Here is a 24255-nt window from a genome sequence, read left to right as displayed (position 1 = left end):
AATACGGGATCGCGCATGATCCCGAGCCATAAGTCATTACGCAGCCAAGTAGCAACCTGATCAATTTTATTTCAAAGAAAACAACGCGTAGGGTTGCCTTCCGGCATGTCAGGTTTGCCGCTCAGACCTGATATTCCTCGGCGATATTGTTAGCCGCCTTGATCAGGGCATCCATCACAAGACGCACGCCCGGCGATCGGCGCATATCCGGGTGCACCACCATCCACACACTTTCACGGCTGCGGCCTTCGACATCTGCGTGGATCAGTTCGAGTTCATCATCCCGATCACCAAAATAGCGCGGCAAAACGCCGACACCATGCCCGGCCGCAATGAACTGACGCACGGTTTCGGTGTCATCAGCGCGGAACCGACAGGGCAATTCACGATCAAGCACCGTGCGTACCCATTCCCGTTTGGACGCGCCATATGTGGTGTCCTCATAACCACAGAATTCCCAATCCATTTCCGGCACGCGATCCTTGTAACCAACCCCGCCATACAGCCCCACGCCCAGCTCAACCAGTTTGCGGGTTATCAGGCCCGGTTCACGCGGCGTGATCATGCGTACGGCGACATCGGCTTCGCGTCGCGCCAGATTGACGATATTGGCCGCGCCAATGATTTCGAATTCGAGTCCCTTATGCGCCTTGAGCAATCGGGCAAGGCGCGGCGCGAACAATACGCGCCCGGCAACCGGGGGCACGGAAATGCGCACAACCCCGTGGGCGGCTTCATCGCCCTTTGCCTGTCGCTCGAATGTCAGGGCTTCTTCTTCGACTCGTTCGGCCACAGGAACAAGGTTTCGACCCGCTGATGTCAGCTGCCACCCACGTGGCAATCGGTCAAAAAGTTTTGTGCCAAGATCACTTTCGAGCGCCTCGATCCGTCTCGCAACGGTGGTATGTTCTTTACGCAAACGTCGCGCTGCACCGGACAGGCTATTTTCTTCCGCAAGAACAAGGAAGTAGCGTAAATCATTCCAATTCATAGGCGTTATTTGGTCCCTTGGAATCTGTCAAAATCGTCGTGCATTTTTGCACAGTAGCTATGCAAAACAAAGTAGTTCCCGTTTTATTTCGCATATGACATTTTCCGCCCATCGAAAGGCAAATCAACCGTAGATCACAGGAGGCCATCATGGCACACACGGTTTCCGCTGCACCGCAATTCAATGCTGCTACCGACCCGTTCGCGAAACGCATGCCGTTCGGATCGCTTCTGAGCAAGATCGCCAACAAGATCGGTAAGGCACGTGCACCCAAAGCCGCGAGCTACGGTTGGGATTCACTGAGCCATGCTGAACTTGCCGACCTTGGTCTGCAGCGCAAATTCAACGGTTCGACCTGGTATGTTGACCGCATTTCGCGCTAAGGCGTGATCGGGCGCGGCACCGGTATCGCCGCATGGACGACCCTGATAGAAAAAGGGACCCAACCGGGTCCCTTTTTCGCATTTCGGCTTTGGCTACTGAGCCCAAAAATCTCAGCCGCGCAGCGCCTTGACCTTATCGGTGGCTTCCTGCGCAAGTTTGGTGATCTTGCCCCAGTCGCCTGCCTTGACCGCATCCTTGGGCGCAATCCACGAACCACCGACGGTGATGATGTTTGGCAGGGCCAGATAGTCGGCCAGATTGGACAGCGACACACCACCGGTCGGACAGAATGATACCTGCGGGATCGGACCGGAAATTGCTTTGAGCATCGAAACACCACCCTGCTGTTCAGCCGGGAAGAATTTCAGTGTGTCATAACCGTGATCAATCAGGTTCATGATTTCCGACGGCGTTCCGGCACCTGGAAGCAACGGGCACCCGGTATCCTTGGCCGCTTTCAGCAAACCTTCGGTATGGCCGGGCGACACGGCGAAGGCACAGCCGATCTCGGCCATGCGTTCCATCTGTTTGGCATTGATCACAGTGCCGGCACCGGTAATCGCATCGGGCACCTCGGCGATGATGCGCTTGATGCTTTCTTCGGCTGCGGACGAGCGCAGGGTGATTTCAAGTACCGGCAGACCGCCAGCGACAAGCGCCTTGGCCAGCGGCACGGCATCGTTGGCGTCTTCGATCACCAGAACCGGAACGACCGGTGCCTTGGACAGAATTTCACGCGATGAAAGGCTCATTAACTTTCCTCCAGGTTTCGATTACGCCGTTAAAATCTTGGCGCAACCGATCAGGGCCGGGTACTTCGCCGTCATCAGGCGCACCGGCACATCATTCATCAAATCACGGAACCGCCCCTTGGCGATCATGCGCTCCTTAAGCGCGCTTTTCTTCATGTAATCGGTAATGCGCGGGCCAATGCCGCCACCGATAAACACCCCGTCGAAGGCCCCAAGCGTCAAAACCAGATCCCCGGCGACACCGCCAAGGAACATGCAAAACCGTTCCAGCACCTTAAGACACAGGGCATCCCCATCCTTAAGGGCACCATCAACAACCTCGGCCGCTGTTTTGGGTGCGACTTCAAGCCCCTCAATCGCGGCAAGCGCCCGATAGAGGTTTTCAAGCCCCATGCCCGAAAGCACACGTTCGGCAGATACACGATCAAGTTCGCGGCCCAGGAATTTGACGATCTCGTAATCCAGATCATCAATCGCGGGCAGCGACACATGCCCGCCTTCACCCTGTATGGGCAACCATTTGCCTTCGTGTGGTAGCAGCCCCGATACACCAAGCCCGGTCCCTGCCCCGACCACAGCCAATGGCAAACCCGGACGCCCCGGACCATCAAACAGCGTGATCAGGTCTTCCTCGCCCAGATAGGGCACAGACATGGCAAGACCGGTAAAGTCATTGACCACCACCAGCCGATCGAGATTGAATTCGGCCTTGAGTGCCTCCTTGGAGAACACCCACGGATTATTGGTGAACTTGACCGTATCGGCCATGGCGGGGCATGCCACCGCCACAGCAAATTCACGCAAATCCGTGCAGTCGGTTTTCGCCATGAAGTCCCGCATGGCATCGCCGATGGTGGCATAGTCACGCACCGGCAATGTCATGGGTGTATAGGGATCGCCAGCCTCATCCAGCCAGGCAAAGCGGGCATTGGTCCCGCCAATATCACCAACCAGCTGCATTACGCGACTTCAGCCTCCCCCGGGAAGGCCGCAGAGGCGCCAAGTTCAGCCAGACCAACATGTTCGCGGAAGACACCAAACATCTCGCGGCCAAAGCCATCCTGATGTTCGGCCTTATGATCAAAGGTCGCAAAGTCACGCTTGGCCAATTCGGCGTCGGTGACATTGAGCAACAGCTCGCCAGTTTCGGCATCAAGACGGATGATATCGCCATCCTGAACCTTGGCGATCGGGCCGTTCATCATACCTTCCGGCGTCACGTGAATGGCGGCCGGGACCTTGCCCGATGCACCCGACATACGGCCATCGGTGACAAGGGCAACCTTGTAGCCAAGGTCTTGCAGAACACCTAGTGGCGGGGTCAGTTTGTGCAGTTCCGGCATGCCGTTGGCTTTCGGGCCCTGGAAGCGGACAACGCAAACCACATCACGATGCAGTTTGCCTTCCTTGAAGGCATCCATCATTTCTTCCTGCGATGTAAACACCGCCGCCGGTGCTTCGATCACGCGGTTTTCCGGCTTAACAGCCGAAACCTTGATCACGGAACGGCCAAGGTTGCCCGAAAGCATACGCAAACCACCATCGGCACTGAATGCCTTTTCGGTCGGACGCAGGATTTCTTCGTCATGGCTGGTTTCCGGCGCATCACGCCAGGAAAGCTTGCCATTATCCAGATACGGCTCGGTGCCATAGGCCGCCATGCCACCGGTATGAATCGTTTCAAGATCCGGGTGCAAAATACCGTTCTTGAGCAAATCGGAAATCACAAAGCCCATGCCGCCAGCCGCATGGAAGTGGTTCACATCGGCCTGCCCGTTCGGATAAACGCGGCAAAGCAACGGCACAATGCGCGACAGTTCATCGAAATCATCCCAGCGAAGCTCAATCCCAGCCGCACGTGCCATGGCTGGCAGATGCAGGGTATGGTTGGTCGAGCCACCGGTGGCGAGCAAGCCAACAATCCCGTTCACAAACGCCTTTTCATCAAGGATTTTGCCAATCGGGCGATAGTCATTGCCAAGCTTGGTGATGGCAAGCGCACGACGTGCGGCTTCTTCGGTCAGCGCATCGCGCAGATCGGTGTTCGGGTTAACGAACGCCGCCCCCGGAAGATGCAAGCCCATGACTTCCATCAGCATCTGATTGGAGTTTGCCGTGCCATAGAAGGTGCAGGTCCCCGGGCTGTGATAGGACGCGGTTTCGGCTTCAAGCAGTTCCTTGCGGCCAACTTTGCCCTGGGCATAAAGCTGACGGATGCGCGCCTTTTCATTATTCGGCAAGCCTGATGGCATCGGCCCGGCCGGGACAAACACCGCCGGGATATGGCCATAGGAAAGCGCGCCCATGACAAGACCCGGAACGATTTTATCGCAAACACCAAGGTAAAGGGCCGCATCAAACACATCATGCGACAGCGACACGGCTGTGGACATGGCAATGACATCGCGTGAGAAAAGCGACAGCTCCATACCCGGACGGCCTTGCGTCACGCCATCACACATGGCTGGAACACCGCCAGCAACCTGTGCGGTACCACCGGCCTCAAACACGGCCTTTTTGATACGGTCGGGATAAACACCCAACGGCTGATGGGCCGACAGCATATCGTTATAGGACGTGACGATACCAAGGTTCGCGCCGTCTTCGCCGTTAATGCGCTGCTTTTCCGCAGCCCCGCAACCGGCCGAGGCATGGGCAAGGTTGCCACATGACAGGGCGGAGCGATGCGGACGATCAGAGGCCGCTGCCTCGATCTTGGCAAGGTAGGCTTCGCGGGTTGGTTTGGAACGCTCGATAATGCGTTTTGTAATCTGTTCTATTTCACGTTTCATGGGGTTCAGCCTTTCGGGTTCTCGGCGCTCCACCACAGATCGACGGGGACATCGTTCTGTTGCAAGATTGCGCGAACCGGCATCTCTTCGATTTCCGTGCCGTTTTTCGCGGTTTCATAGGTCGACCATTTGGATTGTCCGGTAATATGGATGGCAATGTACCGGGAATTCAGGATGGCGGGCAAAGTCATGCTGATGCGCGGGACCGGGGATACGGTCGGGCGGGCAGCGGCGACCAGTTCGCCATGCTTGGGATAAAGCCCATTACCCAGGGCTTCGGGGGTTGAGGACGGGAAAAGCGATGCAGTATGACCATCATCCCCCATCCCCAAAAATACGATATCAAGCGGCCAGTGCATTTCCGTTCGCAAACGCGCGCTGACGGTTTCAACCGCGTCTTCCGGGCTGTTATCAGATGTCTTCAGCGACACAAAGCGGGCGTTCTGCGCTTCGTTGATAAACAGGTTATCGCGCACCAGCTTCTCATTGGACTGATCATCATCAAGCCCGACCCAGCGATCATCGCCAAGGGTGACAATCACCTTTGACCAGTCAAGGCGCGCCTGTGAAAGGGTTTGAAACAGCGGCTTTGGAAAGCGCCCACCGGCAACCGCAATGCTGGCGTGGCCGCGGGTTGCGATGGCAAATTCCAGACGATCAACGGTTTCCTTGACCATTGCCGCAAGCATTTCATCGCCGCTTTTGAATGTGCGTTCGTTTGTCATGTCTTCTTCCCGAAGTTGGGGTCATGGCGAGTTTGCGCAAGGCCCCGGCACATAAGTACCGGGGTGCACAATGCTAGAACCCGGCCTCTTCGTTCCAGGTCCGGCCATCGCGTTCGATCAGGGCGATGGCAGCAGACGGGCCCCACGTTCCGGCGGTGTATCCCTTGGGCGTGACATGATTGTTCTGCCACGCATCCTGAATGGCGTCGACCCACTGCCAGGCAATATCCTGTTCATCGCGGCGGACAAACAGGGTGTTGTTGCCATCAATCGCATCCAGCAAAAGACGCTCATAGGCATCCGGGCTGCGGCCGCCAAAGGCCTCGGCAAAGGACAGGTTCAATGCCGTCGGGCGCAGACGGACAAGCCCCGGCCCCGGGTTCTTGTTATTGAGCACAAGATGGATACCGTCATCCGGCTGCAGGCGCAGGACCAACTTGTTGGCCTGATAGTTGGTCATGGATTTTGCCAACGGGAAAATCTGGTGCGGGACGTCACGGAACTGAATGACGATTTCCGAATGACGTTTGGGCAACCGTTTGCCCGTACGCAGATAGAACGGAACGCCAGACCAGCGCCAGTTATCAAGTTCGGCCCGGATCGCAACAAAGGTTTCCGTGGTGCTGTCGGTGTTGGCACCTTCCTCTTCGAGGTAACCCGGCACTTCCTTGCCACCCACAGCGCCCTTGCGGTACTGGCCGCGCACGGTGGAGCTATCGATGTTGCTATCATTGATCGGCTGAAGCGCTTTGAGCACTTTGACCTTTTCATCGCGGACCGCGTCCTGATCAAGGACATAGGGCGGTTCCATCGCGACAAGGCACAAAAGCTGCAACATATGGTTCTGCACCATATCGCGCATGGCACCGGCATCGTCATAATAGGACCAGCGCCCCTCAACCCCGACTTCCTCGCCGACCGTGATCTGGACGTGATCGATATGCGCGCTGTTCCACAGCGGCTCGAACATCGCATTGGCAAAGCGCAGGATCATCAGGTTCTGCACCGTTTCCTTGCCAAGATAGTGGTCGATACGGAAAATCTGGTTTTCCTCGAACACTTCACCGATCTGGCCGTTGATTTCGCGGCAACTGTCAAGATCATGACCCAGCGGCTTTTCAAGCACGACACGGGAATTCGGCGTTACCAGACCGGCCTTTTTCAGATTAAAGGCCATGTCGGCAAACAGCGACGGACTGGTCGAGAAATAAAAGACGCGGTCGCGATCAGGCTGATCGGACAGCTTTTCATACAGGACCTTGAACCCGCTTTCATCACCGGCAGAAACCTGCACATAGGCGATGCGGCTGGCGAACTTCGCCCAGGTCTCGGGTTCGAATTCGCCTTTGGGAATGAATTTCTTCCCGGCTTCTTCCAGCTTGGCCCGGAAATCTTCGTCGCTATGTTCGCTGCGCGATGCGCCAAAGATGCGGGTCTCATCATCGAAACGCCCGGTGCGTTCCATTTCATACAGTGCGGGAAAAAGTTTACGTAACGCCAGATCTCCGGTCCCACCGAAAATCACGATATCCGCGATACGATGCTTAAGCCTTTGCCTTTGTTTCATTATGCCCTTAGCCTTCCAACGTTTCCTTCCCGTCGCCAAGGTGGGACCCTGGATCTTGCGATCCTGGCAGACAATCGGGGCACGGCCGATGCCGTGATGCAGAACCGGATTTTCCGATCCCGCCTGTTATTTGTCACCTGACAGGAATATGACACCCGTCTTGATGACCGATGGTCTGTCGCCAAACACCTGACGACCGGAGCATGACGTCCGGCCCTGCTGTGTCCTGATCAGCAAGGCTAATTCGCCACGATCCTTACGCGCACTGTTACACGATCCATGGGGGCAAGACCACTGCGATCACGCGCGATAGAAGACGTTTTACCGAAATCCGGTTTAACCGTAACAGTTTGTTGCAAAACCACTGCAATTACAGCCGGATTTCCTGCATTTTAGGACAGTTGAAACATCGTGCAACAATTTGATTCTGCCGACGCACCCGCCCGCACGATTGAAACAGTTTGGACGATTTGCATTTGGCGCACGGTTTGTTCCAAAAAACGATCTCTTGGACCGGTCCAATCGGCGTTTAATTCCCATCAACCAACGGGAACACAAAAGAACATTGAAACAAGACTCGCGCGGAATCGCTGTTTTCTGCGCCTTTGCGATCTCATTGGCACAAGAAAACCCGTTCTCGTTCCTGTTCTTACCACAACAATGAGAACATTTGTGAACGACATTTAATTTATATATATCATATACTTAATCTAAATTATCCTCGTTTGTTCCAATTTTGTTCTTGCGAGAACAAAATCAGAACAGTATGGTTTCCTCAGACAGATTGAGGAGGACACACCATGCTGAAACTGATCGAGAACCCGACCCGCTTAAACGAGCTTTGCAGCACAGTCGCTGTTGTCGGCAGCACAGGATTTTTCCTGTTTGTGATCGGACTTGGCATGGCACAGACCCTTCGCGGTCTTGTCTAGGAATTCCCAACACACGTTATTTGTGTTTCTGAGGCCCGGACCATAAGCCACCCAGCTTTTGTCCATCACGGGCGTCTGACCGGCAGGCAACCCCGCACCCAAACCCTGTCCCGCCTGTCGGTCAGACCTTCCCTACGCCCGGTCTTCCCCATGGGGCCTCATGGACCGCAATAATGCTTTCCGCATACTCCGCCTACTGGCGCCGCTATTTCCCCAATAGCGGCGCTTTTTTTGATTTGCCCGTACCCGGTACCAGATTTACCCCAACAGAAAACATGAGCCTTCCTCACATTCACTCCATCAGTCGCCCGCCAAGATCCAACGATACATGTCAAAAACTTTTTATTGCATCGCAACAGTTTACGCTGCATTGCAAAATTTCACTCGACAAACCGGCAAAATTTCGTTTGAATCAGGGTGAAAAAAGATAATTCGTCATTTCCTCATACTTTATGGCTATTGCTTGTCGGCGGAACTCAAGTAGGCTTTGAAGCAACAATTGGATTTCAGAACGCTGATCCCCAGATATTGAGCAACGGGCGTCAGTTCGGCCAACGGAAATTATTCGTCCCGACCGGAATTCTGAAAAAAGCCAGATTACGCGCGCGGGTACGCTGTGCGCGGATAAAACAGGGTGAAATGCCGTAAACCAGGTCGGTGACCACTTAAACCTTTGTCGGTCACCCGGGAGTGAGAATAAATGCTGTATCACCTTTATGAATTGCAGCACGCCACAATAAGCCCGCTTCGCATGGCCGCTGATGCCAGCAAGAAGTGGCTGCGCAATCCGGCCAATCCAATGTCCTATACCCATCAGGGTCGGGCAGCGGCCGCGGCGTGTGACGTGTTCACGCATATTACCCATCGTTACGGCAAACCGGAATTCGGTCTGGACACGACGGTGATCAACGGTGAAACCGTGCCGGTCACCGAAGAAATCGTCCACAGCGAAGCTTTTTGCAACCTGTTGCATTTCAAGCGCGAAACCGACCATCTGAAAACGCAGCCCGATGACCCGCGCCTGTTGATTGTGGCACCGCTTTCCGGGCACTTTTCAACGCTTCTGCGCGGCACGGTCGAAGCACTTCTGCCCGATCATGATGTCTATATCACCGACTGGATTGACGCCCGCCTGGTGCCTGTCCATCTCGGCCACTTCGATCTGGATAGCTATATCGATTATCTGATGCGCTTCCTGCGCAAGCTTGGCCCGAACACGCATATGATGGCCGTTTGCCAGCCATCTGTTCCGGTGGTTGCCGCGGCGTCCCTGATGGCAGCCGGCAACGAAGCCTGCCAGCCGGCATCGATGACGCTGATGGGGGGCCCGATTGATACCCGCGAAAACCCGACCGAGGTCAACAAGTTCGCCAAGCAGCATACCCTTGACTGGTTTGAGCAGCATGTGATTTCCCATGTTCCCCTACCGCATGCGGGTGTGATGCGCCGGGTGTACCCGGGCTTTATGCAGCTTGCAGGCTTTATGAGCATGAACTGGGACCGTCACGTTTCCGCCCATCACGACATGTTCAATCACCTTGTCGAAGGTGACGGCGAAAGTGCCGATGCCAAGCGTCATTTCTATCAGGAATATCTGGCGGTAATGGATATGACAGCCGAGTTTTATCTGCAGACGCTTAAGGTCGTGTTCCACGAACACAGCCTGCCCGAAGGTACGATGCGCTGGCAGGGTGTTCCGGTTGATCCATCCACCATCACCAAAACGGCCCTTCTGACCGTTGAAGGTGAACGCGATGACATTACCGGCATGGGACAGACCCGTGCGGCCCACAAACTGACCACCAATCTGCCTGACAATATGCGCATGCATCACCTTCAGCAGGGTGTCGGCCATTACGGCGTCTTTAACGGGCGCCGCTGGCGTGAACAGATCAGCCCGCGGATCAAGGAATTCATCCGCCGACACGATCACGAAGGCAAAGGTGCGCGAAGCGCCCCCAACGTCACGCACATCAACGCGGCCGAATAACACCTAACCGCAACCATATCAAAAGCCGCCTGCATAAAAACAGGCGGCTTTTTTGGTTTGATCGCAGTACTGCCAACAACAAAAAGACACAGGTGAACCGCCCTTCACGGCAACGCGTAAAGTTTTAAACAGCGAAACAACGACTGAGCCCACCACCATGACCAGCTTGACGACATTTGACACTTTTCCAAAAGACAGCCTTGCCGTCGTCTGTGGCGCAACAGGCGGCATCGGAAAGGCCTTTGTCGATCATTTGCAGGCCAGCGGCCAGTTTTCCGGGGTGATCGGGCTTTCGCGATCCAGCAGCCCTGCCCTTGATTTTGATCGCCCGGAAACCGTCGCCGAATGCGCGGATTATGTCAAAACGCTTGGTGGCGAAGTGCGCCTGATCATTGATGCCACCGGCTATTTGCACGATGAAACCTTCCAGCCGGAAAAATCCCTGCGCCACATTGATGCCGACTACATGGCCAAGCAGTTTCAGACCAACGCGATTGGCCCGGCGCTTTTGATGAAGCATTTCTGCCCGTTGTTACCGCGTTCAGGCAAATCGGTGTTTGCCACCCTGTCGGCCAAGGTTGGCAGTATCGGGGATAATCGCATGGGGGGCTGGTACGGATACCGTGCGGCGAAGGCAGCGCTAAATCAGCTTGTAAAATGCACCGCGATTGAAATCGGGCGGAACAAACGCGATTGCGTTTGCGTGGCCCTTCATCCCGGCACGGTCGATACCGGACTTTCCGGCCCGTTTGCCAAATCCGGACTGAAAGTACAAAGCCCGGACGAGGCGACGGCCAATATGCTGAACGTCATTGATCAGCTTGATGCACAGCAATCGGGCGGGTTCTTTGCCTATGACGGTACGGAACTGCCTTGGTGAGGCGGGCTTAATCAAACAGCTTGGTCAGAAGGGCGTGCTGTAACAGGATCACGGTCTTGGCATCGCGGATACGACCATCAGCCATCATCGGAATGATGTCGTCGAAGCCGATCTCAAGCACATGGATATCCTCGCCCTCTTCATGCAGGCCGCCACCATCGCCTTCGCGGTGATCGCGGGTGACTTCGGCAATGAACAAATGCAGACGTTCGGTGACGGATCCCGGGCTCATGAACAGATCAAAGACCTGACGCGGCTTTCCGATCTTATAGCCGGTTTCTTCTTCGACCTCGGCAATGACGGCCGACGCCGGATCACGATCATCAAGCACACCTGCCGGGACTTCGATCAACATGCCGTCTTCGTTGCCATTGACAAAGCTTGGCAGGCGAAACTGCCGGGTCAGGACAACAGTACGGTCCGCACGGTTATAAAGCAGGATGCCCGCGCCATTGCCACGTTCATAAGCTTCGCGCGTCTGGCTTTGCCATGATCCATCTGATCGCTTCAGATCAAAGCTGACGCGATAAAGCCGATACCAGTTATCCGACAGGCAATCGATATCACTGACACGGACGTGATCCTGATCGGGAAGAGACCAACCTTTGGGCAGATCGAACATCATGAAGTCACCGGACTAGCGTTTCAGGAAGGCAGACAGGGTCAAAAGCACGGCATCGGGTTTCTCGGCATGGACCCAGTGGCCAGCGCCCTTGATGCTGGTAAAGGCCGCCTTGGGGAAAAGGGATTTGATGTGATCGCGGTCCTTGGGATCGACATAGTGCGAGTTAGCACCCGAAATAAACAGGACATCGCCATCATACTGATCGGCAAGCCCGTCCGTTGGCCAGCCGATGATATCGTCAAGATGATTGGCCATGGCATCGATATTGACCTGCCATGACATAGCGCCCGTTTCCTTGTCGGTTGCGACATTCTGGGCAAGGAATTGACGCACGCCTTTTTCCGATACGCCAGAAGACAGGGCATCTTCGACCTCGGCGCGGCGCGAAATGGTGGAAAAGTCGACATCGCGCATGGCGCTGATATAGCCGCTATAATCATGGTCATAGGAAACCGGGGCAATATCGACCACGACCAGATCGGCAACCAAACCGGCATCAGCCGACAGGGCAAGCACCATTGATGCCTTGCCGCCCATCGAATGCCCGACCAGATGCACCGGCTTATCGGATACCTCGCCGATCAGTTCGGCCAGATCCGCCGCCATGGCCGGATAGGTCATTTCCGCGTCCCAGTCAGAGCGTCCGTGATTTCGCAAATCAGCAGTGACAACGTGATACTTTTCCGCCAGTCGCCGTGCGATGGCCGTCCAGTTGCGGGCCTGACCAAACAGGCCATGGACAATCACGATGGTGCCGTTGTCACGGTTTTCTTCGCCAAAGGCGTAATGGGCTAGTTTCATAAAGGCCAACTTCTGCGCAATTCGAACGGGGTCGATCCCCCTTAATAGCGGTGCAAACTGCGAAGGTGAAGTGCCTAGGCTCAGAACCCAAACAAAAACACCTCCGCAACAACGAGATGCGGAGGCGTTTTTAAGCGTACCGATTGAACGGTCGCAGGGTGTGGTTGGCTGCGCAATTACGCGCCAGCAGCAACACCACCGTGGGGTTTGTTGTGTGCGCCAAACAGGGCACCAACTTTGCGTACCAGTGCAACAAGCATCTGACGCATAGCCTGTGCACGGAGATGTTCAGCTTCGCGCTGCAGGGCAACCAGGTCATAATCACGATACATTTTCATGTCCGTTTCCTCTTAAAAGCATCCGGCGTTGTTCCCGCCGGGGTTTCGCTGTGTGTTTCGTTAAACCCGGTGTACGCCTGTTTGATCATACCGACGAGAAGAGTTTTATCACCCCAAACATGCATTCAACGCATACCTATGGCTGGCAATGAGATAATTTCGTCATGCATATTTCACATATTTGTATCATGACAAATAAGGCGTTCGTTTTGCTCACATTTTCAGGTCTGGAAACCCTCAACATCCCACCAAATCGATGATGATCCTAATATGAAGATGCTCTGCCCGACGGTATTTCAAGTCCTGCGCAGAAGAAAACTCATCGAAAAATACTTGGTGCAGATCGATTTTTCGCCAAATGCGGTCAAAATTGCGGATGTTTTCGCCAGAGTCACACCGCACAATTTTGCATAGCTCATCCAAAAGCAGAAAACGGCAATACCCGATCAGGATATTGCCGTTTTACGATCCGCCTATATGGGGGTTCTTTACACGCCGTCAGTTGCCCGACTTAAGGGCGTAATTGAGGTATTTGGGTTCAAGATATTCCTCAAGCCCCCAATGACCACCTTCGCGACCCTGACCACTTTCCTTGACGCCGCCAAACGGCGCACCTTCGTGGCTGGTGGTGCCATCATTGATGCCGACCACCCCGACTTCCAGACGATCGGCAAGCCGTTGGATACGGCCGATATCGCGACTGTAGATATAAGAAGACAGTCCGGTGCGCACCCGATTGGCAAGTGTGATCACGTCATCTTCGGTGCCAAACCGATAGATCGGCGCCACCGGTGCAAACAGTTCCTCGTCAAAGCAATCTGCATCATCGGGCACATCGGTCATCACAAGTGGCCGGGTGAAAAAGCCTTCGTCGGGCAAGTCCGCGCCATAAATCAGGTTTGCACCGCGTTTTTTGGCATCAGCGACAAGGCGTTCGACCTTCGCCACCGCCTGGCGGTTGATCAGTGGCCCCAATTCCGTGCCGGGCACAAATCCATTGCCGATGGTCTGTGCCTTGCTGGCCGCAACGAACTTTTCGACAAAGGCATCATAAACCCCGTCTTGGACGAAAATGCGGTTGGCACAAACGCAGGTCTGGCCGCTGTTGCGGAACTTTGAAATCATCGCGCCCGCAACGGCCGCATCAAGATCGGCGTCATCCATGACGATAAAGGGTGCGTTGCCGCCAAGTTCCAGCGAGAGCTTTTTCATCGTCGGCGCGCACTGTTCCATCAACCGTTTGCCCACCGAGGTTGAACCGGTGAAGGACAACATCCGAACACGCTGATCACCTGTCAGGGCCTCGCCTATAGGGTGGGGCAAACCGGTCACGACGTTAAACACACCGGGCGGAAAACCGGCCTGTTCGGCCAGCTTGGCGGCTGCCAAGGCCGAAAGCGGGGTATCCTCGGCCGGTTTGACAATCACGGTACAGCCTGCCGCCAATGCCGGCGCACATTTGCGCACCACCATGGTCAGCGGGAAGTTCCAGGGCGTAATCGCTGCGACCACACCTACGGGGTGTTTTTGCACAACAACGCGACGATCGCGCTGGGTTGCGGGCATGGTTTGGCCATAGGCGCGCTTGGCTTCTTCGCCATACCATTCGGCATAGGCAATCGCACCGACCACTTCGCGAAGCGCCTGATCAAGCGGCTTGCCCTGCTCAAGGGTAATCAGGGCAGCCAAGTCTTCTTGATGGGTTTCAAGCAAGTCACGCCAGCGGCGCAAGATATCTGCCCGTTCGCGTGCCAGCATACGCGACCATGCCGGAAAGGCCGCGTGGGCCGCATCAATCGCCTGACGCGCCTCGGATGTGCGCATAAATGGCACTGTGCCAATCACGTCCCCCTTGGCCGGATCGATCACGTCCAGCGTTTCACGACTGTCGGCCGCCCGCCATTCCCCGTTGATATAGGCATGTTTGAGGTTCCAGTCGCGGATAAGGGCGCGTGCACGCGCGCGTCCCTCGCGAATGAGGGTGTCATTGGCCTGCGGATCCGGGGCGGATGATGCGGAGGGTGAATTATTCCGGGTGGCAGCGGACATGGGCGGGACTTCCTTGGCACACGATAACAAAAACTTTGGTGATCACGCGCTTGTGATTACAGTTTCGGGGGCACTGCTGGGACACTAAGCCTTGCGGCGGGCTAATGGCAATAACGTGCTTACATCTCAATATAAAAAACTAAACTGAACGCTGCACCCAGAGAGACACTTTAACGCGTTTTGGAGAGAGAACCCAAGATGAAGAAGCTCCTTTTTGCCGGTCTCCTCGGCACGATCATAACTGCAGGTACCGCATTCCCGATGATGGCACAGGCCGATGAAGCATCCGACAACGCCGCGGTTGAAAACCGCAAGATGCTGATGGATGGCATCGGCGGCGCGATGGGTACACTTGGCTGCTATATGAAGGGTGAATGCACCCTGCCCGATCCGGTGCTGGCCAACCTGGCCAAGGGCATTGCGTTTTCGGCGGGCGCTGCCCCGGCGGCGTTTGAGCCGCAAACCCCGGATGCATCCGTCAAGACCACGGCAAGTGCCGATATCTGGACCAACTGGGATGATTTCTCTGGTCGCTTCCCGGAAATGCAGCAGGCAGCGCTTGCGCTGGCCGACGCGGTTGGCGACAAGGGTGCGATGGGCGCTGCGATGGGTAATCTTGGCAAATCCTGCAAAGGTTGCCACGACGAGTTCCGCACCAAGTAAAATTTGATCTTGCGGCCCTGCACAATCATGGGGTTTGCAGGCAATTCAAAAAGGCCAACGTTCCATCAAGGGAACGTTGGCCTTTGTTATTATTATCTGCTGCGCCGAACTAACCGCGCGCCAGCGTCACACCGCCCCACACCACAAGCGCACAGACAATCAGGATCACAAACCCCAGCACGGGTGAAGCAAACCGGATATTTGCAAAGCGCCCTGCCAGTTCGGCCGGCACGCGGCGGGTGCCAATCACAATCGCCCGGATGAGGTTTTCGCGCTTTACGACCAGATAAAACAGCGCGGCAAACACGTGCAGCCCGACGGCCCCATAGATCAGGTTGATGTTGGTGTGATGGATCCAGTTCATGGTGCTGGCAAAATCGGAACTTACATAGGCAACCAACGGCCCGTCAAAGAACAGGAAGGTATCCTCGCTGGCGAACAGGCCAGATACCGCTTGCACCCCGACCAGCAAGATCATGACCAAAACCATCCAGCCCCCGGCCGGGTTATGCCCGGTATATGTCAGTTCAGAGGTCGAACCCTTGGGCAATTTTCCGAGATAACCGATCACATGGCGTGGACCGGTCAGGAAATCAGCAAAGCGGGCGTTTGAGCTGCCAACAAAGCCCCAGATGATGCGAAAGATCACAAGCGCCAGCACGCTGTAACCGGCGATGGCATGGATATCAATCATCACCTGTCGATTGGTCCACCAAGCCGTCACAATGGCAACGACAAGAGCCCAATGAAACAGGCGAACCGGGAAATCCCAAAGTTTGACTTTCTTTTCGTCTGCGGACGGGGTGCTCATCGGGTCTCTCTCTTTGCACGAATAGGGGTTATTCAATTGCGGAAAATATCGCACAGCAGTTTCCGTCAAGAAACTTAAAGACAGATCAATTTTCCATACCAGTACAAATTGCCCGCGGATGCTGGGTCAACCAACGGTTATCACATTACCGAAACCTAAAACTTTGCGAATTGCCAATTCTTTAATTGAAAATCATTCTCACAAGCAGTATCAATTGGCGGAAGCAAAGTGATCAGGGTCACAGTTCCTGTGCGCGTTCAGTTTTTGAGCGTGACGGATTTTCACCTTGATCGAAGGGGCTTTTGCCCTTGGCTCACCATTCAGGGATAGATGGGAACTCCTATGAAGATCGCAAAGATTCTGGGTACGGCCGCACTGGTCACTACCCTTGGCGCACAGGCATATGCCGCACCGGCCGCCAAAGACGTGCTGACCACTTATGCCGATATCGCGCATGCCGGTTACGAAGATTCACTGATCACCGCCAAGGAACTGCAGGCGGCGATTGATGAACTGGTTGCAAATCCGTCGGCTTCGACCTTTGATGCCGCGAAATCCGCATGGCTGGCGTCGCGCGCCCCCTATCAGCAGACCGAAGTTTATCGTTTCGGCAACGCGATTGTTGATGACTGGGAAGGCAAGGTTAATGCATGGCCGCTTGATGAAGGTCTGATCGACTATGTCGAAACCGGCCTTTACGGCGAAGAAAGCGAAGAAAACCCGGCATACACCGCCAATGTGATTGCCAACCCGACCCTGACCATTTCGGGCGAAACCATTGATGCCTCGACCATTGATGCAGCTTTGCTTGAAAGCCTGCATGAAATCGATGACGTCGAAGCAAACGTTGCTACCGGCTACCACGCGATTGAATTCCTTCTTTGGGGGCAGGACCTCAATGGGACCGATGCCGGTGCCGGTGAACGTAAATGGACCGACTATGCATCCGGTGATGCCTGCACCAATGGTAATTGTGACCGTCGCGGTGAATACCTTCAGGCGGCAGTAGACCTGATGGTTTCCGATCTTGAATGGATGACCGCGCAGTGGGCCGAAGGCGGCGAAGCACGTGAAACCGTTCTTGAAGGTGACGGCGTTTCGGGCCTGACCGCGATTGTGACCGGCATGGGTTCGCTTTCTTATGGTGAACTGGGCGGCGAGCGTACCAAACTTGGCCTGCTGCTGCATGATCCGGAAGAAGAGCATGACTGCTTCTCGGACAACACCCACAACAGCCACTTCTATGACGCGCTGGGCATCCAGAACGTTTACCTTGGCCGTTACATCCGTGTTGATGGTTCGGTCGTTGAAGGTCCGTCGCTTTCTGATCTGGTTGCGGCCAATGACGCGGCACTGGACACCGAACTGCGTGCCAAGCTGGCGGCGTCGGTTGTTGCCGGTAAAGTCATGGTGACCCGTGCACAGGGCGGCGAAGCCTTTGATCAGCTGATTGCTATGGGCAACAAAGATGGCAATGCCGTCGTTCAGTCCTTTGTGGATGCGCTTGTCGATCAGACCAAATCAATCGAACAGATCATTGCCGCGGTCGGCATTGATGGTATCGAGTTCGAAGGTTCCGACAGCCTCGACAACCCGGCTGCTGTCAACTAATCCTGATCATCAGGCACCTGCCTGACGACTGTGAACGGCGGGGGATGATGTCTCCCGCCGTTTTGCTTTGACCCCGAACTAGAAGACTTCCATGAACCGTCCCGCACCAAGATCTTCGTTTTCACCTGCATTCTGCTTGGCGGCAATTGGCTTTCTCCTTGCGCCGATCGCCGTTAATGCACAGACCATCGGTGACCCGGCCCTGCCCGGCGGTGAAACAAGTTGGACCGGGGCGACGGGCCGCAATGCCTTCATGCACCAGTCAGCCAACATGAGCTTTGAAAAGCGGCTTGATTTCAAGCTGGGTGAAGCCCTTTTTCAAAGATTGTGGGTCACCGCCCCGACCCGAACCAAGGCGGCAGACGGTTTGGGGCCGCTGTTTAATTCGCGCGCCTGCAGCGGATGCCATATCCGCAATGGCCGCGGCCACCCGGTTGATGAAAATGATAGCGAGGCCGGGGCAACATCGATGTTGCTGCGCCTGTCCATCCCGCCACAGACCGCCGATCAACTCCGCGATCATCTGGATGGCAAACTGGCCACCCTTCCCGACCCGGTTTACGGCGGCCAGTTTCAGGATTTCTCGATCCCGGGCATTCAGGCCGAGGGACGGGTCAAGGTGACCTATACAACAACCGACGTTCTTTTGGCAGGCGGTGAGACGGTTACCTTGCGCAACCCAACGTATGAGATGACCGATCTGGCCTATGGGCCGCTGCATCCCGATATCATGGTGTCCCCGCGCCTTGCCCCGCCGATGATCGGGCTTGGGTTGCTGGAAGCCATTCCTGACAGCACCCTGATCGCGGCCAGCGATCCGCAGGATAAAGATGGCGACGGCATATCCGGGCGGCTTAATCAGGTTTGGGACATTGCCAAATCAGAAATGGCAATTGGTCGATTTGGCTGGAAGGCCGGCATGCCGACCCTGGATCAGCAAAACCAGAATGCGTTTCAGTTTGATATCGGCCTTTCCACCCCGCTTTATCCAAATGCCAGCGGTGACTGTACGACTGCACAAACAGATTGCATTACAGCACCCGATGGCAATGACGAAGAATTCGAGGGGCTGGAAGTCCATTCGGTGATGACCGATCTCGTGCTGTATTACGCGCGCAACATCGCCCCGCCGGCACGCCCGAACGCCAATGATGCCGACGTTTTGGCGGGCGAAAAGATCTTTGCGGCAATCGGCTGTGCATCGTGCCATACGCCGCGCTATGACTTGCCCGAACGTGCCGACATGCCAGAACAATCCGGGCAGGTGATCTGGCCTTACACGGATCTGTTGTTACACGACATGGGCGACGGCCTTGCCGATCATCGGCCAGAGGCACAGGCATCGGGCACTGAATGGCGCACGCCATCGCTTTGGGGGATTGGCCGCGCGCAAGAGATTGATCCACGTGCCCGCTTCCTGCATGACGGGCGGGCTAGAACCATTCTTGAAGCGATCCTGTGGCATGGGGGCGAGGCCGAAAACGCCCGCGATGCAGTCACAAAGCTGCCACCATCGGAACGCAGTCAATTGTTGGCATTTCTAAAGTCATTGTGACGCGGTATATGTCGCAAGACCGAATACCAAACCAGATACCAAATCACGTGAATATCGGGATAAGTCATATGTTCTGCAAACCGAGCTGGCGTACCTTGTTGCTTTCGACCACCACCGTTCTTGCTGTTGGTGTGATCAGCCCCGATGCCCGTGCCGATATTCCCGATGAAAACTATCAGCCGGTTCTGGCGCACTTGCTGGGCACAGTGATGCCGCCGAGGCTTGATGACTTCCACGCGGCTACGGAAAATCTGACCAGCGAGTTCAAGGATTTCTGCTCAGATCCGGATAAGAGCGGACTTGAAGGCACCCAAGCGGCCTTTCACGCGGCGATGGATATCTGGCAGGAAATACAGCCCTGGCGCATGGGGCCGCTGGTTGCCAATGGGCGTGATCAGCATATCGAATACTGGCCAGACAAACATGGCACGGCGGCGCGCCAGTTCCGCAAGCTGATGTTTGATAAACCGGCCGCCTATACCGATCCCGAAAAGCTTTCTGGCGCCAGTGCAGCACTTCAAGGCTTTCCGGCACTCGAAGAAGTCCTGTTTGCCGATGATCATGGTGATCGGATGATTGCGGCCAATGAAGATGGCGTATTCCTGTGCCAGTACGGCACGGCAATTGCCACCAACCTTGGTACGCTTTCGGGCGAATTGCTGGCCGAATGGCCGGAATTTGCCACGGCAATGGAAAATGCCGGACCGGACAGCATGGATTATCCCACTGCCAAGTTTGCCGCGACCGATCTGTATCGTGCCTTGCATGAAGGGCTTTTGATCATCTCAAGCCAGAAGCTTGCCCGTCCGCTTGGCGATGGCGCCGAGGACGCCAGTGCAGGCCGTGCGGAAAGCCCGATATCGGAACGATCGCTTCGTAATATCGAACATAACCTGATTGGTCTGTTTGCCATCTATGACGGCACTTGGGGTGATGTCGGTGAAGAAGGCAAAGGCCTTGCCGCCCTGATTGACAACAGCCTGCTGGATCGGTCGTTTAAGCTTAACTGGCAGACTGTTGGCGACACAGTGGCAGAGCTACCGCCCTCTGTTGCCGAGGTACTGGAACAGCCCGATGGTTATGCCGTGCTGACAGACCTTAAGGGGCAGATTGATTTCCTGACCACGCTTGTTGAGAACGATGTCGGCGGCAATACCCAGCTTGGTGGCGGCTTTAACGCGCTTGATGGTGACTAGGGCCCAGACGGCAGGAGATCAAAGATGGCATATCAACGTCGCAGCTTCCTGAAACTCATGGGTGTTGGCGGGGCCTTTACCCTGTTGCCGGTGGGTCTTGCCCGTGCGGCAACCACGCCAAGCCCCGAAGACCGCGCGGTTTATATCTCGGCCAGTGCCGGAGATGATGGCGATTATTATGTCAGCGCGTTTAATGCGTCGGGTAAAATCCTGTTTGAGCAGCCCCTGCCCGGCCGTGGCCATGATATCGGCCTGCGCCCCAACCATGTTGATGTCGCAGCCGTCGAACGCCGTCCGGGGCTTTATGGCCTGATCCTTGATCGCCATACGGGGGATGTCCGCGCCAAACTGCATTGCCCGGAAGACCGCCGGTTTTATGGCCATGCCATCTATTCCAATGATGGCCGATATCTTTACATCACCGAAAACGACTTCGATCATGCCCGCGGCGTTGTTTCCGTCTGGGATGCCGAAGATGGCTATCGCCGGGTGGCGGAGTTCGACAGCTTTGGCACCGGTCCGCATGAATTGCATCTGATGCCGGATGGCGAACATCTGGTGATTGCCAATGGCGGATTGCACACCCATCCCGATCAGGACGGGCGTACGCCACTTAATATCAGCTCGATGCAACCCAACCTGTCGATCATTGATTGCCGGACGGGCAAGCTTGTTCATCAGGCGGCACTCAAACATGACTGGCACAAACTTTCGATCCGCCATCTTGATGTCGCATTGAATGGCACGATCGCCGCAGGCTTCCAGTATCAGGGCGATCTGACCGATCAGGTGCCACTGGTCGGTATCTGGCAACCGGGATCAGACATCCGGCCGATTGAGGCCCCGGATACAGTTCAGTACCGCATGCGGCAATATTGCGGGTCGGTGCGATTTGATACGTCGGGCCAGGTATTTGGCATTTCCTGTCCGCGTGGCGGGCTTGTGACCTTCTGGGATGCGCAAACCAATGACTTCCTGACCCATATCGCCGCGCCAGATGGATGCGGACTTGCCGCGACGGATCGGGCCGGTGAGTTTGTTGGCACCAGTGGCCTTGGCAATGGCTGGCGGATGGATGCGATTCGTCGCAAACGGGTGGAACTGCCCGACGATTCTTTGAAATCGCAGCATTGGGACAACCATTTACGGCGCATCATTGCCTGAACAAACCCGACGATAAAACCATTCAAAACCCGCACAAACACTGCGGGTTTTTCTATTTCCAACATCTGAATATCGCGGAAATCCGAGCATAAACACCCCGCTTAACCAACTGTTTTTGTCGGGATATTTATATCAGAAAGGCATCAACCAAAAGCTTTTCGCAAATGAGAACGATTTTCACTTGCGTCGGTGTTTTTTCTTACCTATAACGGGTCTCGACACAGCCCGCGAATGAAACCCATTCGCACTTGTCCCCAAGCGGCTTGTCTCTCAGACCTATGGGTCCTCTCTCCCCATAGGCCTCTCAAGGTGGAAAAGCGGTGGTTATCGATGCGGGAAACGATAGCCGCCGCTTTCTCTTTTCGGGCAAAGTTCCGCGACAACACCAAGACGCAAAAACAAAAACACCCGGACGATTGATCCGGGTGATGTGTTTATTGACCGGTGCCCTATTGGATCAGACGGTTTTGGAAAGCTTGTCGCCCGCTGTCTGAAGCACGTTTTTATAGAGATCATAGTTCTTACGTGCGTCGTCCTTGGGGGCGACGATACACAGTGTCGCCGAACAGATACCGCTTTGATTATAAACCGGTGCGGCAAAGCAATGGGTGAAGGTATCCACAATGCTGTCGAACGAGAAAAAGCGTTCGTCATGCGCACGGCGGATTTCGGCGATATAGGCATCAATATCCATTTGACGCCCGTCGGGCAGGATAAAGTCCTCAGCCGGGATCAGATCGCGGATTTCCTGATCACTCAGGTGCCCCAGCAAAAGCCGGCCAGACGCCGTCCACGGGATGGCAGTCCGTTCCCCAACATCAGCAGAAATGCGAAACGGGCGGCTGCCTTCGCGTTGCAGGGCGACGGTGTATTTGTTGCCATCAAGCATACAAAACTGGGAAGTTTCCTTGGTGCTTGCGGTGATTTCATCAAGCACGCCGGCCGCCTGCCGAGTCAGATCGAAATAATCACGATAAGCAAGGCCTAGGAAATAAACCCGCCGACCCAGAAAGACCGAGCCATTGGCATCGGTGACTTCGAGCATGCCATGCTCAATCAGCGTGCCAATCAGATCATAAACCGTCGAGGTCGGCGCCCCCAAAGCCTGGGCAATCTCGGCAGGACGCTGAGAGGTTCTGACATCGCGCAGATGGTCCAGAATATCGAACGCACGATCAATGCCGCGCGCGCGCTTTCGTATCTGCTGTTCTGCCATAAACCCCTCGCTTAACGTCTTAGCGCAATAATTGCAGACTGTTATGCCTTACGAAAGGCGATGCAGTCGACTTCTACTTTGCAGTCGACAACCATCGAGGACTGCACGCAGGCACGTGCCGGGGGATTTTCACCGAAATATTCCTCGAACACGCCATTGAACGACCAGAAATCGCGCGCATCATCAAGCCAGACACCGATACGCATGATGTCAACAGTGCTGTAACCGGCATCTTCAACAATCTTGATCATGTTTTCGATCGCAATGCGGGACTGTTCGACAATGCCGTTGCCGACAACTTCACCGTCACGCATAGGGGTCTGACCGGACACATAAAGCCAGCCATCGGCTTCGGTGGCCTTGGCAAATGGCAATGCCTTCTGACCGTTGCCCTTACCTTCGCCAACACCGTGTCTTTTAATGCTCATAAAAATATCTCCTGGTTCTTAAAATTCAGAATTTGCAAGGAAACCCTGCAAACGTTCAGTTTTCGGCGCACCGAAAATTTGTTCGGGCGTGCCTTCTTCGTGGATACGCCCCTGATGCATGAACACGACCTTGCTTGAAACATCGCGCGCAAACCGCATCTCGTGCGTCACAAGCAACATGGTCATGCCCTCATTCGCCAGATCACGAACAACTGCCAGCACCTCGGCCACCAGTTCGGGATCAAGTGCGGAAGTCACTTCGTCAAACAGCATGATTTGCGGGTTCATCGCGATGGCGCGCGCGATAGCTACGCGCTGTTGCTGGCCACCGGAAAGCTGGCCGGGATAGTGATCGCGACGCTGGCCCATACCGACGCGCTCAAGCCATTTTTCGGCAATCGCCCGTGCTTCGTCCTTCGGCATTTTCTTGGTCTTGATTAGGCCAAGCATCACGTTGCGTACGGCCGTCATGTGCGGGAAAAGATTGAACTGCTGAAAGGCCATGCCGGTCATGGCACGTTGACGGGCAATTTCACGTTCCGACAGCCGGCGACGCTGTCCGCCGTCCTGTTTATAGCCGATAGACTGACCTGCCAGTTCAATCGAGCCCTGCTCAAAATCTTCCAGAAGGTTCACACAGCGCAGAAGCGTGGTCTTGCCCGAACCGGACGATCCGATCAGCGAAACCACATCGCCCTGCTGCATGGTCAGGTCGATGCCCTTAAGCACTTCGACCTTGCCAAAGCTTTTATGAAGGCCGGAAATAGTCAAAATTGGGGACATGA

At 55.3% G+C, this 24255-nt stretch carries 23 protein-coding genes; 9 read left to right on the top strand and 14 right to left on the bottom strand.

From position 1 onward, the window contains the following. Positions 1 to 121: 121 nt before the first annotated feature. Entirely contained in the window at positions 122 to 991 is an 870-nt protein-coding gene (locus tag B2T33_RS00635) for a LysR family transcriptional regulator (RefSeq protein ID WP_008892128.1), read from the bottom strand. A gap of 149 nt (positions 992 to 1140) precedes the next feature. Between B2T33_RS00635 and B2T33_RS00630 the strand changes: the two genes are divergently transcribed. After that, on the top strand, positions 1141 to 1374 hold the full coding sequence (locus B2T33_RS00630) for a hypothetical protein (RefSeq protein WP_063090204.1): 234 nt from the start codon (positions 1141 to 1143) through the stop codon (positions 1372 to 1374). A gap of 111 nt (positions 1375 to 1485) precedes the next feature. Here the strand turns inward: B2T33_RS00630 and B2T33_RS00625 are convergent, their stop codons facing one another. The 5 genes from B2T33_RS00625 to zwf form a co-directional block, all read right to left on the bottom strand. Beyond that, positions 1486 to 2127, bottom strand: a complete 642-nt coding sequence (locus B2T33_RS00625; protein ID WP_120225233.1) for a bifunctional 4-hydroxy-2-oxoglutarate aldolase/2-dehydro-3-deoxy-phosphogluconate aldolase — start codon at positions 2125 to 2127, stop codon at positions 1486 to 1488. Positions 2128 to 2148: 21 nt separating this feature from the next. After that, the gene (glk, locus tag B2T33_RS00620; RefSeq protein ID WP_197145359.1) at positions 2149 to 3087 is read right to left on the bottom strand and encodes a glucokinase; all 939 of its coding nucleotides are present in this window, start codon (positions 3085 to 3087) and stop codon (positions 2149 to 2151) included. Then, positions 3087 to 4919, bottom strand: a complete 1833-nt coding sequence (edd, locus tag B2T33_RS00615; protein ID WP_008892135.1) for a phosphogluconate dehydratase — start codon at positions 4917 to 4919, stop codon at positions 3087 to 3089. The genes glk and edd overlap by 1 nt, the downstream gene beginning before the upstream one ends. Positions 4920 to 4924: 5 nt before the next feature. Beyond that, positions 4925 to 5644: a 6-phosphogluconolactonase gene (pgl, locus tag B2T33_RS00610; protein WP_197145360.1), complete on the bottom strand. Its 720-nt coding sequence runs from the start codon at positions 5642 to 5644 to the stop codon at positions 4925 to 4927. Positions 5645 to 5717: 73 nt separating this feature from the next. After that, positions 5718 to 7211, bottom strand: coding sequence for a glucose-6-phosphate dehydrogenase (zwf, locus tag B2T33_RS00605; protein WP_063090213.1), 1494 nt, complete (start codon positions 7209 to 7211; stop codon positions 5718 to 5720). Between the two features lie 800 nt (positions 7212 to 8011). Between zwf and B2T33_RS00600 the strand changes: the two genes are divergently transcribed. The 3 genes from B2T33_RS00600 to B2T33_RS00590 all read left to right on the top strand — a co-directional run bounded on the left by B2T33_RS00600 (position 8012) and on the right by B2T33_RS00590 (position 11013). Further along, complete coding sequence (locus tag B2T33_RS00600) at positions 8012 to 8143, top strand: hypothetical protein (RefSeq protein WP_255356223.1); 132 nt, start codon at positions 8012 to 8014, stop codon at positions 8141 to 8143. A gap of 700 nt (positions 8144 to 8843) precedes the next feature. Continuing rightward, a complete protein-coding gene (locus B2T33_RS00595; protein ID WP_286790903.1) occupies positions 8844 to 10133 on the top strand; it encodes a polyhydroxyalkanoate depolymerase in 1290 nt (429 codons plus the stop codon). Between the two features lie 157 nt (positions 10134 to 10290). Beyond that, entirely contained in the window at positions 10291 to 11013 is a 723-nt protein-coding gene (locus B2T33_RS00590; protein WP_286790902.1) for an SDR family oxidoreductase, read from the top strand. Positions 11014 to 11020: 7 nt separating this feature from the next. Here B2T33_RS00590 and B2T33_RS00585 read toward each other — a convergent pair whose 3' ends face one another. The 4 genes from B2T33_RS00585 to B2T33_RS00570 all read right to left on the bottom strand — a co-directional run bounded on the left by B2T33_RS00585 (position 11021) and on the right by B2T33_RS00570 (position 14826). Then, the gene (locus tag B2T33_RS00585) at positions 11021 to 11638 is read right to left on the bottom strand and encodes an NUDIX domain-containing protein (protein ID WP_286790901.1); all 618 of its coding nucleotides are present in this window, start codon (positions 11636 to 11638) and stop codon (positions 11021 to 11023) included. A gap of 12 nt (positions 11639 to 11650) precedes the next feature. Continuing rightward, complete coding sequence (locus B2T33_RS00580; RefSeq protein WP_063090230.1) at positions 11651 to 12439, bottom strand: alpha/beta fold hydrolase; 789 nt, start codon at positions 12437 to 12439, stop codon at positions 11651 to 11653. Positions 12440 to 12615: 176 nt separating this feature from the next. Then, entirely contained in the window at positions 12616 to 12777 is a 162-nt protein-coding gene (locus B2T33_RS00575) for an RSP_7527 family protein (RefSeq protein ID WP_157088485.1), read from the bottom strand. Between the two features lie 498 nt (positions 12778 to 13275). Then, positions 13276 to 14826 (bottom strand): NAD-dependent succinate-semialdehyde dehydrogenase, encoded by a 1551-nt coding sequence (locus B2T33_RS00570; RefSeq protein WP_286790900.1) that lies wholly within the window; start codon positions 14824 to 14826, stop codon positions 13276 to 13278. 198 nt (positions 14827 to 15024) lie between these two features. Between B2T33_RS00570 and B2T33_RS00565 the strand changes: the two genes are divergently transcribed. Then, positions 15025 to 15489, top strand: a complete 465-nt coding sequence (locus B2T33_RS00565) for a c-type cytochrome (protein ID WP_286790899.1) — start codon at positions 15025 to 15027, stop codon at positions 15487 to 15489. A gap of 109 nt (positions 15490 to 15598) precedes the next feature. Here B2T33_RS00565 and B2T33_RS00560 read toward each other — a convergent pair whose 3' ends face one another. After that, positions 15599 to 16300 (bottom strand): cytochrome b/b6 domain-containing protein, encoded by a 702-nt coding sequence (locus tag B2T33_RS00560; protein WP_286790898.1) that lies wholly within the window; start codon positions 16298 to 16300, stop codon positions 15599 to 15601. Positions 16301 to 16642: 342 nt separating this feature from the next. On the opposite strand from B2T33_RS00560, the gene B2T33_RS00555 reads away from it, so the two are divergent. The 4 genes from B2T33_RS00555 to B2T33_RS00540 all read left to right on the top strand — a co-directional run bounded on the left by B2T33_RS00555 (position 16643) and on the right by B2T33_RS00540 (position 21826). Next, entirely contained in the window at positions 16643 to 17911 is a 1269-nt protein-coding gene (locus B2T33_RS00555) for an imelysin family protein (protein WP_286790897.1), read from the top strand. Positions 17912 to 18002: 91 nt separating this feature from the next. After that, positions 18003 to 19466: a di-heme oxidoredictase family protein gene (locus B2T33_RS00550; protein WP_286790896.1), complete on the top strand. Its 1464-nt coding sequence runs from the start codon at positions 18003 to 18005 to the stop codon at positions 19464 to 19466. A 68-nt stretch (positions 19467 to 19534) separates the two neighbouring features. Further along, positions 19535 to 20662 (top strand): imelysin family protein, encoded by a 1128-nt coding sequence (locus B2T33_RS00545; RefSeq protein WP_286790895.1) that lies wholly within the window; start codon positions 19535 to 19537, stop codon positions 20660 to 20662. A 24-nt stretch (positions 20663 to 20686) separates the two neighbouring features. Further along, the gene (locus tag B2T33_RS00540; RefSeq protein ID WP_286790894.1) at positions 20687 to 21826 is read left to right on the top strand and encodes a DUF1513 domain-containing protein; all 1140 of its coding nucleotides are present in this window, start codon (positions 20687 to 20689) and stop codon (positions 21824 to 21826) included. Positions 21827 to 22283: 457 nt separating this feature from the next. Here B2T33_RS00540 and B2T33_RS00535 read toward each other — a convergent pair whose 3' ends face one another. Genes B2T33_RS00535 through B2T33_RS00525 form a run of 3 tightly spaced genes read right to left on the bottom strand, consistent with a single transcriptional unit; the run spans position 22284 to position 24253 of the window. Next, the gene (locus B2T33_RS00535) at positions 22284 to 23042 is read right to left on the bottom strand and encodes an IclR family transcriptional regulator (RefSeq protein WP_286790893.1); all 759 of its coding nucleotides are present in this window, start codon (positions 23040 to 23042) and stop codon (positions 22284 to 22286) included. A 41-nt stretch (positions 23043 to 23083) separates the two neighbouring features. Continuing rightward, positions 23084 to 23470: a RidA family protein gene (locus B2T33_RS00530; protein ID WP_286790892.1), complete on the bottom strand. Its 387-nt coding sequence runs from the start codon at positions 23468 to 23470 to the stop codon at positions 23084 to 23086. An 18-nt stretch (positions 23471 to 23488) separates the two neighbouring features. Next, positions 23489 to 24253 (bottom strand): amino acid ABC transporter ATP-binding protein, encoded by a 765-nt coding sequence (locus B2T33_RS00525; RefSeq protein WP_286790891.1) that lies wholly within the window; start codon positions 24251 to 24253, stop codon positions 23489 to 23491. Positions 24254 to 24255: the final 2 nt, after the last annotated feature.

The organism is Thalassospira sp. UBA4513 (genome assembly GCF_002388495.1).
In the GTDB taxonomy this organism is placed as follows: domain Bacteria; phylum Pseudomonadota; class Alphaproteobacteria; order Rhodospirillales; family Thalassospiraceae; genus Thalassospira; species Thalassospira tepidiphila.
The sequence above is the reverse complement of the archived record's forward strand: the minus strand, read 5'-3'. Positions and strand labels throughout refer to the sequence as shown.